We start from the raw sequence: 13,771 nt of genomic DNA, 5'->3' as shown, positions 1-13,771 counted from the left end.
TCGTCTGAGTTTTGCGCGGGTCTGATTGCGCCCGGCCGTATCGCGAGGTGCCGACAGAGTCTAGGCAGACCGATAAGTTGTGTAAATTGCATTTGTTGATTAGATATAATGCGCATCCCGCAAGTGGACGCCTCCACATGAATATCCGTCAGATCCGGCACTTCCTCGCCATGCTCGACAACGGCTCGCTTAGTGCTGCGGCTGAAGTGGTACACCTGAGCCAGCCGGCGCTGTCGCGCAGCATTCGCGCATTGGAAGATGAGCTCGGGGTGCCGCTCTTCGATAGAAACGATCGCCGGCTGCGCCCAACGCTTTATGCGCGCGCCTACGAGCTGCGGGCACGCCGGATGGTGCTGGACGAGAAAGAAGGCGCGCGCTTGCTGGCGCTGATGCAATCGGGCGAGGCCGGATCGCTGGCGCTCGGGATGGGATCGTCGCTAGCGCCGGTGCTGCTTAGCCCGCTCGCGCTGGACCTGATGCAGAATGCGCCGCGCGTGCAGTTGCGCAGCGTGATCGAAACCTCTGAGCGCCTGGTGGCAGCCCTGCTTGCTGAGCGCCTGGATTTTTTTGTCGGCGATATCCGTGTGGCCCAGGACCATGCCGATCTGAGTGCGGAGGCGGTCTATCCATGCACCTTCGGGTGGTATGTCCGGCGTGGCCATCCGCTCGCTGCTCAGCGGCAAGTGACAATTGACGATATTCGTCCCTATCCACTGCTGGCGGCGGGATATTACGAGCCCTCGCTTGCGCGCCGTTTCGGTGAACTCTACGGATTGGCGGTACCGGTGATTGACCATTTCGCCTTTACGACGGATGACGTCGGTACCGTTCACTCGATTCTGGAAGGCAGTGATGCAGTAGTCCCCGCTACCGACCTTTCAATGATCGCGAAAGCAGAAAGCGGTGAGGTAGTGGCGCTCGATGTGAACCCACCATTGGTGATGGACATGACGCTGGGTATCGTGCATCACGCCGACCGCACGCTCGCTCCTGTAGCACAGCGGGCGTTCGAGATCGTTCGCGACTGCTTCGCCGCTGTGGAGGCAAGGATCGCGGCGCGCGCTTTGCAAGCCCGTCGGATCTGAGTTGTGTGCACGGAGCAAACGAAGGATTCACTGGCCGTTGCTCTCGCAGAAGCTGCCGCCCGGATAGCGAATCTGCGAATGACCGAAAGGGGTCGATCAGCGACAGTCAGACCCGTACGACGCGGACGCCTGACGTGCGTAGATTGCCCTCTCCTAAGTTGCCCCCTACCGGGACGAACCGGTGACGCGCCCTTGACCATGAGCACCCTTAAGCTGGTGGGGCATTGGCCGCGTTTGTTGCGCCGCCACGGGCTCTCGCGTGCATGTCGCTGTGGTGAAGCCCCGAACGATGTTTGGTTGCGGCCCCGTACGAAACCGAACGATTAAGTACCCTCGCCATAGGCATGTACGAAAAATAGTCTTTACTAAATTCGTACGCCGTTTATGCTGCGTACATCAATTCCGTACGCACGGTCCATAAACACCCACACGATCCAGAGGGGCCACCCAACATGTCCCGCACCTTTGCCTATTGCCGGGTCAGCACCGCCGATCAGGTCACCGAAAATCAGGTCCAGGAGATCGCCGCCGCGGGCTTCACGGTCGACAAAATGCGGATCGTTGCCGAAACCATTTCGGGATCAGTCGCAGCAAGCGAGCGCCCACAGTTCGCGAAGCTGCTCGACCGGCTGGAGAGCGACGATGTGCTGATCGTCACCAAGCTCGACCGGCTCGGGCGCAATGCAATGGACGTGCGTCAGACCGTCGAGCGGCTCGCAAAAATCGGCATTCGAGTGCACTGCCTAGCACTTGGCGGCGTTGACCTTTGCAGCGCGGCAGGCAGGCTAACGATGGGTGTGATCGCGGCGGTCGCAGAATTTGAGCGTGACCTTTTGATCGAACGCACCCAGGCGGGTCTCGCCCGCGCGCGGACCCAAGGGAAGAAGTTGGGTCGTCGCCCTGCGTTAACGCCGGCCGAGCAGGGCGAAGCCCTTCAGAAGCTCGCCGCAGGCATCACCATTGCGCAGCTTGCGCGTGATTACGGCACGACCCGCCAATCAATCATTCGCGCCCGGCAGCGTGCAACAGATGAAAATGCGGCATGACATGGAAAACAAAGCAGTGTTGCCGAGCGATGGGGCGCCGGAATCCGGCCAGCTGGAAAACGGGCGCATCTGGTTGAACACCGCGCCCGTGGTCGATCAGCTAATCCGTGATTTCACGATGGAGACGCTCGGGCTGATCGGCGGACCGGACTTCATGGCACGCCTCGACTTTGCGTGCCGGCGCATGAATAACTTGTTCCTGAATGTCGCGCCGAGCGACGATTATGAGCGCGGCCCGTGGAATGCACCCGCCCATTTAGGCGAACACGTGCTGATGGTGTTGCGCGTCGAAGGTGAGACGCGCCTTGCGGTGCGCGATGCCTTCATGGTGTACACGTCGGCGCTGCTGAACGTCGCCGATTCGGATGCCGAATTCGACAGTGCCGTCATCGAACCGCTGATCGCCAATTGGCGCAGTGCGCTGCTCGGGCTTGACGCGGTGCCGTTCCGGCAGCTAGGTAAATTCTGATCCACCCGAAAAGTCCGTCGTTTTCGACAACTGGCCCCATGCGGACGGCACTCGCTGCGGGGTATGTTCAATTCTGAGCACCCCCAATCCCCCCGCCACGCGGCGCAGACCCGCATTTTCCCCAGGCTCGGTGCCTCAGGGAGTGGTTCTTCCTCGTTGACAACGAATGGTGATTATTATCGGGTTATAGACAACAAATGAATCAGACAGCCGACAAGCACGATATCTCTGATTTTTCATGGGATTTCCGGCGGGGGGACGTCGACAAGCCGCCCCTGGACGGGGCAGTTACCGCCCGTCGCGGGGGACCAGAATTTTCAGTGGCAGATCGGCATGCATCCCACCGATAACTGGATCAACGCCGACAAATGGTATTTTGTTCGGCCTTCTAAGCCGAGGGTGGGGGGGCGAGTCCCTCCTGCCGTACTTCAAATGTCTGGTGCCGCGCATCGAAGCCTCACCGCTGCGATGCGCGCCTGGCCGTTTACTCTGCCGGCTGTACGTCGATGGAATCGACCCGGTTCGGATAGAACGCCAGATGCTGGGCGATCTCTTTCACGGCCGCATACGGCGACTCGTAGGTCCACACCGCATTCACGGTCCGCTCGCCGCCAATCGGAATGCTGTAGTACGCGCAATCACCCTTATACGGGCAGTAGGTCGCGTGATCGGTGCGTTCCAGCAGCGTCATCTCGACGTCATTGCGTGGAATGTAATACACCGGCGGATACGAAGCCTCACGCAGCACCAGCGCATTACGTGTATCCGCGATCACGCGGCCGGCGACCGTGACCACCACACGGGCGGTGTCCGGCTCGACCGTGATCGGATGATCGGGACCGGGAACCTTGATGATTTTTTCAGTCATGCTGTCGAACTCCTGGATGAGTGGGCAAGCCTGCAACACGTCGCTAAGGGTTTCGAGCCGCCATCGGCGGGAATGATCGCGCCCTGCGTTGAAGCATACGCCGCTCGTGAAAACGCAGTGTGTCGCGGCTCGGGTCTTTCACGCGCTTCGTGCATCGTCGGTTGGCGCGTGCGACGAACACGAAAAAGGGCAGCCGAAGCTGCCCGTCAAGGTCCCGCCATCAGGCGGACTGTTGCTTACTGACATTCCCGGTTCGCAGATCGATCGCGGACCGGGTAGCGTTGCGCGTCACTTGCTGAGCGTTCGTTACCGTCCGCTCATCGCTGAACTCAACACCTACCGCTTACTGCTTGATGTTCAGCGCAGCCGTCAGGTCGCCCATCGGCTTGCTGCCGTTGCTGACCAGCGCGGCATCACGCGTGGCGATGCCTGGCAACGTGGGCAGCGAGAAACGGTGCGTGATGAAGCGCAGAATCGAGGTCGTGTCGTATTGCGTGTGATCGACGAAACCCTTCTTCGCGTACGGCGAGATGATCAACGCGGGAATCCGCGTGCCCGGACCCCAACGGTCGGCCTTCGGCGGCGCCACGTGATCCCAGAAGCCGCCGTTTTCGTCGTACGTCACGACCACCAGCATGTTGTTCCACTGCGGGCTTTTTTGCAGGTGCGAGATCACGTCGGCAATGTGTTGGTCGCCTGAAGCGACATCGGTGTAACCCGCGTGCTCGTTCAGGTTGCCCTGCGGCTTGTAAAACGATACTTGCGGCAGCGTGCCGGTATCGATTGCCTTGATGAACTCGGAGCCTGCCAGACCGCCGTCGAGCAAATGCTGCGAACGGTTCGCGGAGCCTGGTGCGAGATCGGCGAAGTAATTGAACGGCTGGTGATGCGGCTGGAAGTTCGGCGCCGTCAGATTCGCGCCGTAGATCACGTTCGACGTGCCAGTTTGCGCTGCCGACACCGCCGCGCCCCACGCGCCACCGTACCACGCCCACGACACCTTCGCGTTGTTCAGCAGATCGCCGATGTGCTGTTGCGTCTGGGCCGGCAGCGTGGTGGCCTGGGTCGGATCGGCGAGATTCGCGTCGCCGCCTGAAGCTGCCTTGTTGCCGCTCGGCTGATAAGGCGGCTGCATCGTGTTGATCGCGTAGAAGTCAGGCGTCAGGTTGCCCGAGAGCACGTATTTCGGTGGCCCGCTCAATGCCGAAGCCGGCGAGTTGGTGGCCAGCTTCAGCGTGATGCCGTCGCTTTCAACCGACGAAATCGAGGCCGCTGCCGCGCTCTTATCCGCATTCGGATAGGTCGGCGTGCACGCGCAAACCAGCCACTGGTGATTCAGGAACGAGCCGCCGAAGGCGCCCATGAAGAAGTTGTCGGCAAGCGTGTATTGCTGGGCGATCTTCCACAACGGCAGCTTGTCGGCATTGAGCGTGTAGTGGCCCATGACGAGGCCGCCGGAATCCGCCCACGCGGCAAACTTGTCGTTCTTGCCGCCATTGATCTGCATCTGGTTTTCATAAAAGCGGTGATACAGGTCGCGCGTGGTGGCTGTGATCGGCGTGTTGAAACCCTTCGGGTCGTCGATGGCGAACGGGCCGTTCGGCAGGTTGGCCGTCATGGCTTGCGTTACCACCGGCGTCACGCCGGTTTGCGTCAGACCGTTCCACACCTGCGGCAGTGTTGCGAGCGCCGTGCCGTTGCGGTCGACCTGCGTGGCACTCGCCGCCGTCACATTCTGCAGACCGTTGGCGCCCGGGAAGTTGCCGTACAGATTGTCGAAGCTGCGATTCTCCGCGTAGATCACCACGACGGTCTTGATCGAGGTGATGTCCGGTTGCTGGGTGACATTGTCGCCTCCGCACGCGTACAGGCTCAACGCTGCTGCGATCGCGATAGGCGTCGCGCAGATCAGTTTTTTGTTCATTGGGTATGGGTTCTCTCTCTCGCGTTGGGGATGGGCCGCGTGCATTGATTACACGGATGGCCGCGAACGAAAGTTTGGAGAAGGAATTTGACAGAAAGATGTAATTAATTACGAATTGCTTTGATTTTGTTATTTCTGTCGGCTGTATGTCATTTATCGGACATGTCAATGAAATACGCTCGCGGACTTCAATATCGCAAACTCACATCATTCATATGCGGCTTGGTCTCACGGGGATTCTGAAAACGGCGGCTCGGCCGCAGGTGCGGCGGCGTGCCGGCTCGGCAGGCGTTGGCGCGGTGCTGCCAGTTGCGCTCGCGGCAATCACCATGGTCCTGGCAGCGTGCGATGCCGGCTCGCCGGCAGCGGGGAGCACGGCACAAGCGGGCGGCAAGGCAGGTGCAAGCGGGCAGGTGTCGGTGAATGCCAAAGCGGATATGAGTGCCGGTGGCGACGTGGGCGTCGAGTCTCAAGCGAATGCGCCGGCTGCATCCGGCCCTCTGGCGGCCTCGGCTGTTAAGGTGGCCGCCCATGAAACCGGCCAGACCCGTGCGCAAGTCTACGAATCCGTGCGGCAGATGACGGCGCTCGGCAAGCAGTTGTTCTTTGACGCGTCGCTGTCCGGCTCGGGCAAGCTGGCGTGCGCCTCGTGCCACAGTCCCGATCACGGCTTTTCGCCGGCGAATTCGCTGTCGGTACAACTGGGTGGCAACGACATGCACCGCACCGGCATGCGCGCCGCGCCGACGCTCAAGTATCTGCAATCGGTGCCGGCGTTTGCCGAGCACTATCATGAGTCGGACGACGAAGGCGACGAAAGCGTGGATGCCGGGCCGACCGGCGGTTTGACGTGGGACGGCCGGGTCGATCGCGGTTCGGACCAGGCGCGCATTCCGCTGCTGTCGTCGTTCGAAATGGGCAGCACGCCGGCGAAGGTCACGGCGGCGGTGAAGGCCGCGCCGTATGCCGACGCTTTCCGCGTGGCATTCGGCGAGCATATTTTCGACAGCGACGACACCACCTTCAAAGCCGTGCTGCAAGCTCTGGAAACCTTCGAACAGACCCCCGAGCTTTTCTATCCGTACACCAGCAAGTACGACGCGTATCTGGCGGGCAAAGCACAACTGACCCCGGCAGAGTTGCGTGGTCTGCAAGTTTTCAACGACGAAAAGAAGGGCAACTGCGCGAGTTGTCACATCAGCCAGCGCACCATGGACGGCGCGCCGCCGCAGTTCAGCGACTTCGGTCTGATCGCGATCGGCTTGCCGCGTAACCGCGCGCTGGCGGTGAATCACGATCCGCATTTCTATGACCTTGGCGCATGCGGGCCGGAGCGTACCGACCTGAAGGGCCGTGCCGAGTTTTGCGGCATCTTCCGCACGCCGACGCTGCGCAACGTCGCGTTGAAGAAAAGTTTCTTCCACAACGGCATTTATCATTCGTTGGATCAGGCGGTGCGTTTTTACGCGCAGCGCGACACGAATCCGGAAAAGTTCTATCCGGTCTCGAAGGGGAAAGTGCAGAAGTTCGACGACCTGCCGCAGCGTTACTGGGCAAATCTGAATACCGAGCCGCCGTTCGATCGCAAGCCGGGTGACAAGCCGGCACTCGACGAGGCTGAAATCAAGGACGTAGTGGCGTTTTTGAATACGCTCACGGATGGGTATAAAGCGGGAGATAAAGCGGTGAAAAGCGCGGCGGCGAATTGATCACGAGGCGATGGCCGCGCCGCCGGTGAGGCGGTGTATGTCGTCGTGAGCGTAGTTAGCTGCCTGCGCCGGCAAGGATGTAATAGCAGCCGACCAGCAACAGTGCGAACGACAGCAGGAGGCATCCAGCGCCGACGCGTGTCAGCAGATTCGGCCAGCGTGCGCGCGGGAGGCTGTCCATTTGTACGATGCGCCGCGCGAGACCGGGATCGCGACCGATGGCGAACGGCACGAGCGCGACGCAAAAGATCGCGAGCGCGACGGCAAAGGTTTCGAGGGCGAAGGAGATGTCCATAAGGAGGCGTTGGAAGCTTGATCAGCGCTGCGGCGCAAGAGACCTATCTTAAGAAGACGTTTCATCAGTAGATATGAGACGCGTCCTAAAATGATGTGTAGCCGCCGTGGCAGTTCGTTCCCGCCAGACGAGAATCGAACGCTGCAGGCTGCTACGAGCCGCTGAGGGGCCGCATCAAGGCGGTCACTTCGGGGGCGACATGCTATGCTTTTGGGGTCCAGATCACGAGCCGTCGCGAGCGCACTCGAGACCGCCAAACTACTCTTCGAGGAGAACCCTTCATGTCGATGCAAACCCGTGCCCTGTTTCATCTGACCGTCGGCGGCCTGCTGCTTGGCGGCGCCATCGGCGCGCAAGCGGCCAACCTCGGTTTTCTGAACGACACGCCGATCAGCTACATGAAACAGCGCGACGTCGATTCGATCAAGAATGCTGTCTTCACCGCCTTGAATGACAAGCAGGACGGCGAAAGCGCGAGCTGGGTCAACGAAGGTACCGGCAACAGCGTCAAGATCGACGCGACGATTACCCTCGCCAGTACCGCGAAGGACGGCGAGCGCACCTGCCGCGACGTCGGCGTCGTACTGAACGCGAAAGGCCAGTCGATGAGCCTGCGTCCGCAGTTCTGCAAACAGGGCAGCGGCAACTGGCAATTGCAGAAAAAACACTGAGCATGCGGGCCTGTATGACAACGGGCACCGGCTTGCCGTCTGTGCAGACCGAGGCCGTGCGCCCTTGCGGCGCGATGCGGCGATGAGCACGCGGGTCGTCTCGTGCGGTGTCGTACTGCTCGACCCGGACGGTCGAGTATTGCTCGCGCATGCCACAGAAACATCGCACTGGGATGTTCCAAAAGGGCACGGCGAAGAGGGCGAGGCGCCTCACGTCACGGCTTTGCGCGAGATGGTCGAGGAGACCGGCATCGTGATCGCGCCCGGGCGTTTGAAGGATCTCGGACTATTCGTCTACCGGCGCGACAAAGATCTGCACCTGTTCGCGGCGCGCGCAATGGCCGACGAACTCGATCTGACGGTGTGCACCTGCACGTCGCTGTTTCCGCGCCGCTCTGACGGTACGCTGATTCCCGAAATGGACGCATACCGCTGGGCCGCGCCGGACGAGGTCGAGCGCTACGCGAGCCGTAGTCTCACCCGGCTCTTTCAGACCACGCTTTCGCTCGCGGAACTGCATGGAACGCTATAGCGGCGGATTTGCCGTTTTCGCTGTTAAGCGCTGGCGGGACAGGTGCGGGCAACCCGCGCGGTTACATCACGCGCTCAGTCGAGCGCGCGATCGTTCGGATGCGCGAATAGCGCGCGGTTCTGCTCCGACAGCGGAAAATTCAAATTGATGCCTTGCGGCGGAATCGGCTGCGTGAACCACTGGTTATACAGACGTTCCGCGTCACCGGCAGTCTGGCCACGCGCGATCACGCCGTTCACGAGCGTTCGGAACGGCTCGTCGCCCTTGCGAAACATGCAGGCGTAAACCTCGTAGCCGAGCGGCGTGCCGGTCACCACGAAATCTTCGGGGCGTGGGTCGGTCGATTTGAAACCGTACACAATCGGCTCGTCCATCACGAAGGCCACCGCCCGGTCTTCCTTGAGCGCGGCGAATGCTTCCGGATGGTCGCGCGCGCTCGTGATACGCATGTTCAGATGTTTTTCTGTGTTCAGACGGCGCAGCAGGCGTTCGTCGGAGGTGCCTGCGGTTGTCACGACTGTCTTGCCGGCCAGATCCGGAAAATCTGTGATGCCGCTGTTTTTGCGGGCGAGCATGCGCACTGCATACTGGAAGAAGCTGTCCGAGAAGGCAGCCACGTTTTCGCGTTCCACCGTATGCGTGGTCGAGCCGCATTCGAGGTCGATCTGGTTGTTCAGCAACATCGGCGTGCGGTTCGACGAGGTCACGGTGATTTCGTGCACTTTCAGTTGTGGCAGACCGAGCGTTTTCTTGATTTCGTCGACGATCTGCAGCGCGATGGTCTGCGAGTAGCCAACCGTGTGCTTGCCGTCGAAGTACGAGAAGGGAATCGAAGCTTCACGCACGCCGAGCACGACCACCCCGTCATCGTGGATTTTCTTCAGCGTGCCGGAGAGTTCTTCCGCATAAGCGGGACAGGCGAGCGCCGCCGCCCCCCCCAACGTGACCAACGCCACGAGTGCGCAACGCACGCTTCGTGCGACGCGTGGGGCGTAGGTGATGTACGGAGCAGGAACAGTACACGCGTGGCGCGCACCTCGTGCTGAGACCCATGCACTGGCCCCGCGGCGGGCTGCAACTTTCATTGGGTCTCCTGGACTGGCGCGTGCACGTATGCCGCGCTGCCACATGTCGATGGAACATGATGCAACAAAAACGGCGTGCATCCCGCTCACGAAATGCACGCCGTATTCAACTTCAGATGCGCTTCGCGCTGTAGCCGCTCCAGCTTACGCCGGCTTGCCCCAACTGTCGCGCAAACTGACGATGCGATTGAACACGGGCTTACCCGGTTTCGAATCGACGCGGTCGGCGACAAAATAGCCGTGGCGCTCGAACTGATAGCGCTGTTCCGGCAACGCGTCGCGCGCACCCGGTTCCAGGTAGGCATTGACCACGCGCTTTGAATCCGGATTCAGCGCTTCGAGGAAGTCGCGGCCACCGGCGTCCGGTTGCGGTTCCTTGAACAGACGGTCGTAGATGCGCACTTCGGCCGGGCACGCGGTTGCCGCGCTGACCCAGTGAATGTTGCCCTTGACCTTATAGGTGTTCGCGCCTTCGGTGCCCGATTTGCTGTCCGGGAAGTAATTGCAGTGAACCGCGACGATGTTGCCGTTCTCGTCCTTGTCCGCGCCGATGCATTCGATCACATAGCCGTAGCGCAGGCGCACCTTGTTGCCCGGGAACAGGCGGAAATAGCCTTTCGGCGGCGTCTCGCTGTAGTCGTCGCGTTCGATCCACAGTTCGCGCGAGATCGGGAACTCGCGGACGCCCTGTTCCGGATGATGCGGGTGGACCGGAGCGCTGCACTGCTCTGTCACGCCTTCAGGGAAGTTGTCGATGATCAGCTTGATCGGATCGAGCACGGCCGCGGTGCGCGGCGCCTTATCGTCCAGGTCGTCACGCAGCGCGCCTTCGAACACGCTCATGTCGATCCACGAATCGACCTTGGTGACGCCAATACGCTCGCAGAACAACTGGATCGCTTCCGGCGTGAAACCGCGGCGGCGCACACCGACGATGGTCGGCATGCGCGGATCGTCCCAGCCCGCGACGTGGCCTTCGGTCACCAACTGCAGCAGTTTGCGCTTGCTGGTGATCGCATAGGTCAGATTCAGGCGCGAAAACTCGATCTGTTGCGGCAGCGGGCGCGTGAAGATTCCGGCTTCGGCCAGCTCGTTCAGAATCCAGTCGTACAGCGGGCGGTGGTCTTCGAACTCGAGCGTGCACAGTGAGTGCGTGATGTTTTCCAACGCGTCCGAGATGCAGTGCGTGTAGTCGTACATCGGATACACGCACCACGTGTCGCCGGTGCGGTAGTGGTGCGCAAAGCGGATCCGGTAGATCACCGGGTCGCGCATATTGAAGTTCGGCGACGACATGTCGATCTTCGCGCGCAGCACATGCTCACCTTCCTTGAACTCGCCGGCTTTCATACGGCGGAACAGGTCGAGGTTTTCCTGCACCGAACGGTCGCGGAAGCGCGACGGCGTGCCGACCTCGGAGGCCGAGCCGCGGTTCGCGCGCATTTCCTCGGCCGACTGGCTGTCCACATACGCTTTGCCGCGTTCGATCAGCAGTTCGGCGAATTCGTACAGCTTGTCGTAGTAGTCGCTAGCGAAGTAGAGCTGTTCCTTGCCGTCTTTGTCCCACTCGAAACCGAGCCAACGCACGGAGTCGATAATCGAGTCGACATACTCGACGCTTTCCTTTTCCGGATTCGTATCGTCGAAGCGCAAATGGCACACGCCGCCGTAGCTGCGCGCCACGCCGAAGTTCAGGCAGATGCTCTTGGCGTGGCCAATGTGCAGATAGCCGTTCGGCTCAGGCGGAAAGCGCGTTTCGACGCGCTGGCCCCACTTGCCGGTGCGGTTATCTTCGTCAATGATATTGCGGATGAAATTGGATGCCGCTGGCGCGTCGTTGCGTTCGGTATTCATGCGAGAAGGTGAAAGTCGGTCGGGGCGCGCAATGCGCCCACTTATGCGTCAATTCTACCTGACGAGTCCGCTCGCGGCAGGCGAGTGCGGCGCGCAGCCAACGTTTGAGCGGTTTCGGCTGTTTTTTGGGGACGGGCGGAATCCTGCAAGCAGCATTTAAGGTGCTGTAACAGGAGGTAAAACGGTTTGTTGGCGCATGCGCCGGCGACTTAGGATGCGAGCGGCGCACTCTCCACCCGCGCGCCGCCCGATCTTTTCCGGGGTAGCGCGGCCCACGCCCTGTCGCGCAGCGCGTGCTCGCGCAGCCGCAGTCCAGCCAGGACGCGCTTCCCTTGTCGTTTTGCACGAACCTATGCCATTCGTGCAACATGACGTCCTTAGTTCCCGGAGTTTCTCGGATGTCCGTTCCCTCGCCTGACGCGCCTCGCGCGCCTTTCGCCTCTTTGTCTCTCGCCCGGATCGTGACGGCCGCGGCCATGTTCGGCGCGCTCGCCGGGAGCCTGGTCGCGCCGGCCCCGGCGCTCGCGAAAACGCCGCCGCCCAAGGCCGTACTGGACGCGTCGGCGGTGGCCGTGCCGGATCGCTACAGCGCCGACACCGCGCAACAGATATTCGCCGCCGGCGGCAACGCGGTGGACGCCGCCGTGGCAATCGCTTTCACGTTGGCCGTGACCTGTCCGGATGCGGGGAATATCGGCGGCGGAGGGTTCATGACGGTGTTCATGGACGGCAAACCGTACTTTCTCGACTACCGCGAGCGCGCGCCGCAACAGGCGACCCGCGACATGTACCTCGACGATAAAGGCAACCTCGTACCGGGTATGAGCCTCGTCGGCCATCGTGCGGTGGGCGTGCCGGGCACTGTCGAGGGCATGTGGGAAGCGCAGCAGCGCTTCGGCAAGTTGAAGTGGAAACAGGTGCTGGCGCCCGCAATCCGTTACGCCACTGACGGCTTCCAGGTCGAGCCGTGGTTGCAGCAGCGCCGCGACGCGGTGGCGAAGAATTTCGCCGGCAAGACCAATTTCAATGCCTACTTCTCGAACCTGAAGGCGGGCACGATGTACCGCCAGCCCGAACTCGCGCAAACCCTCTCGCGCATTGCCAGCGATGGAGGCCGTGAGTTCTACGAGGGCCGCACCGCGGATCTGATTGCCCAGCAGATGTACGGCCACGGTCTGGTCACGAAGCAGGACCTGATTCAATACAAGGCCGTCTGGCGCCAGCCGCTCACCGCCGATTGGAGCGGCTACAAGATCGTGACCGCGCCGCCGCCGAGTTCGGGCGGTATCGGGCTGATCCAGATGCTGAAGATGAAAGCCGATCTGAAGCAGGCGTTCGATGGCCTCGAACTGAATTCGGTGCCGTATATCCATCTGATCGCGCAGATCGAAGACCACGTGTTCGCCGATCGCCAGCAGTACATCGGCGACCCCGATTCGTACAAGGTGCCGGTCGACAAACTGACCGACGACGCCTACCTCGCGCAACGCGCCGACGAAGTGAAACCCGACGAAGTACCGGGGGCCGTGCCTGTCAAAGGCGGTCTCGGCGACGTGGTGCCGGAAAAAGCGCAAACCACGCATTTTTCGGTGGTCGACAAGTGGGGCAACGCCGTGTCGAATACCTATACGCTGAACGGGCCGTTCGGTTCCGGTGTGGTGGTGGACGGCGGCGGCTTCGTGCTCAACGATGCAATGGACGACTTCGTCACCAAGCCGGTTGCCGTTGGCGCGCCGGGCGCGGCGACCGATGACCTGAACACGGTGGCGCCGGGACGTCGGCCGCTTTCCTCGATGACACCGACCATCCTGCTGAAGGACAACAAGGTGTCGCTCGTGATCGGCACGCCTGGCGGCTCGCGAATCCTCACGTCGATTTTCCAGGTGATGACCAATCTGTACGACTTCAATATGGCGCCCACCGACGCTTTGGCTGCGATGCGATTCCATCATCAGTTGCTGCCGCCGAAGACGATCTATTTTGAGCCGTATCATCCGATCACGGGTGAGCTGGCCGACCAGTTGAAAGCCAAGGGCTACACGCTGGAAGGGCAGTCGTTCAATGGCGACGTGCAGATGATCCGCGTCGAAGGCACGACGCCCGAGCCGGCGGCCGATCCACGTGGCGTGGGCGTGGGCCGCGTCATGCCGTGATTGCATTGACGCCGCGGTTTCTTCGGCCCGGCGAAGCACGTAAATGCAGAAGCAAATGCAGAAGCGGACTGCCGAAACAT

General features: G+C 61.4%; 12 protein-coding genes. 7 read left to right on the top strand and 5 right to left on the bottom strand.

Annotation, left to right across the window (positions count from 1 at the left end):
* Nucleotides 1-137: 137 nt before the first annotated feature.
* From PQQ52_RS00460 to PQQ52_RS00450, 3 genes are all read left to right on the top strand, one after another.
* Nucleotides 138-1,085 (top strand): LysR family transcriptional regulator, encoded by a 948-nt coding sequence (locus tag PQQ52_RS00460; RefSeq protein WP_408205844.1) that lies wholly within the window; start codon nt 138-140, stop codon nt 1,083-1,085.
* A gap of 452 nt (nt 1,086-1,537) precedes the next feature.
* Entirely contained in the window at nt 1,538-2,131 is a 594-nt protein-coding gene (locus PQQ52_RS00455; RefSeq protein WP_408205842.1) for a recombinase family protein, read from the top strand.
* Between the two features lies 1 nt (nt 2,132).
* Entirely contained in the window at nt 2,133-2,600 is a 468-nt protein-coding gene (locus PQQ52_RS00450) for a hypothetical protein (RefSeq protein ID WP_408205840.1), read from the top strand.
* A gap of 484 nt (nt 2,601-3,084) precedes the next feature.
* Here the strand turns inward: PQQ52_RS00450 and PQQ52_RS00445 are convergent, their stop codons facing one another.
* Both PQQ52_RS00445 and PQQ52_RS00440 read right to left on the bottom strand, forming a co-directional pair.
* On the bottom strand, nt 3,085-3,468 hold the full coding sequence (locus PQQ52_RS00445; protein ID WP_408205838.1) for a DUF427 domain-containing protein: 384 nt from the start codon (nt 3,466-3,468) through the stop codon (nt 3,085-3,087).
* 343 nt (nt 3,469-3,811) lie between these two features.
* Nucleotides 3,812-5,392, bottom strand: a complete 1,581-nt coding sequence (locus tag PQQ52_RS00440; RefSeq protein WP_408205836.1) for an acid phosphatase — start codon at nt 5,390-5,392, stop codon at nt 3,812-3,814.
* 215 nt (nt 5,393-5,607) lie between these two features.
* Here PQQ52_RS00440 and PQQ52_RS00435 point away from each other — a divergent pair, with 215 nt between their 5' ends.
* A complete protein-coding gene (locus tag PQQ52_RS00435; RefSeq protein ID WP_408205834.1) occupies nt 5,608-7,101 on the top strand; it encodes a cytochrome c peroxidase in 1,494 nt (497 codons plus the stop codon).
* Nucleotides 7,102-7,156: 55 nt separating this feature from the next.
* Here PQQ52_RS00435 and PQQ52_RS00430 read toward each other — a convergent pair whose 3' ends face one another.
* On the bottom strand, nt 7,157-7,396 hold the full coding sequence (locus PQQ52_RS00430; protein ID WP_408205832.1) for a hypothetical protein: 240 nt from the start codon (nt 7,394-7,396) through the stop codon (nt 7,157-7,159).
* A gap of 281 nt (nt 7,397-7,677) precedes the next feature.
* Between PQQ52_RS00430 and PQQ52_RS00425 the strand changes: the two genes are divergently transcribed.
* Together PQQ52_RS00425 and PQQ52_RS00420 are read left to right on the top strand one after the other, a co-directional pair.
* Nucleotides 7,678-8,067, top strand: coding sequence for an RT0821/Lpp0805 family surface protein (locus tag PQQ52_RS00425; protein WP_408205830.1), 390 nt, complete (start codon nt 7,678-7,680; stop codon nt 8,065-8,067).
* Nucleotides 8,068-8,149: 82 nt separating this feature from the next.
* The gene (locus PQQ52_RS00420) at nt 8,150-8,599 is read left to right on the top strand and encodes an NUDIX hydrolase (protein ID WP_408205828.1); all 450 of its coding nucleotides are present in this window, start codon (nt 8,150-8,152) and stop codon (nt 8,597-8,599) included.
* A 74-nt stretch (nt 8,600-8,673) separates the two neighbouring features.
* Here PQQ52_RS00420 and PQQ52_RS00415 read toward each other — a convergent pair whose 3' ends face one another.
* On the bottom strand, nt 8,674-9,684 hold the full coding sequence (locus PQQ52_RS00415; RefSeq protein ID WP_408205826.1) for a transporter substrate-binding domain-containing protein: 1,011 nt from the start codon (nt 9,682-9,684) through the stop codon (nt 8,674-8,676).
* Between the two features lie 144 nt (nt 9,685-9,828).
* Nucleotides 9,829-11,538, bottom strand: coding sequence for a glutamine--tRNA ligase/YqeY domain fusion protein (locus tag PQQ52_RS00410; RefSeq protein ID WP_408205824.1), 1,710 nt, complete (start codon nt 11,536-11,538; stop codon nt 9,829-9,831).
* 398 nt (nt 11,539-11,936) lie between these two features.
* Between PQQ52_RS00410 and ggt the strand changes: the two genes are divergently transcribed.
* Nucleotides 11,937-13,691 carry a gamma-glutamyltransferase gene (gene ggt / locus PQQ52_RS00405; RefSeq protein WP_408205822.1) on the top strand — a complete coding sequence of 585 codons (1,755 nt, stop codon included), beginning with the start codon at nt 11,937-11,939 and terminating at the stop codon, nt 13,689-13,691.
* The last annotated feature ends 80 nt before the right edge of the window (nt 13,692-13,771 follow it).

It is taken from the genome of Paraburkholderia sediminicola (assembly GCF_046030555.1).
Lineage (GTDB): Bacteria > Pseudomonadota > Gammaproteobacteria > Burkholderiales > Burkholderiaceae > Paraburkholderia > Paraburkholderia sediminicola_E.
This window is presented reverse-complemented; position numbering and strand designations above follow the sequence as displayed.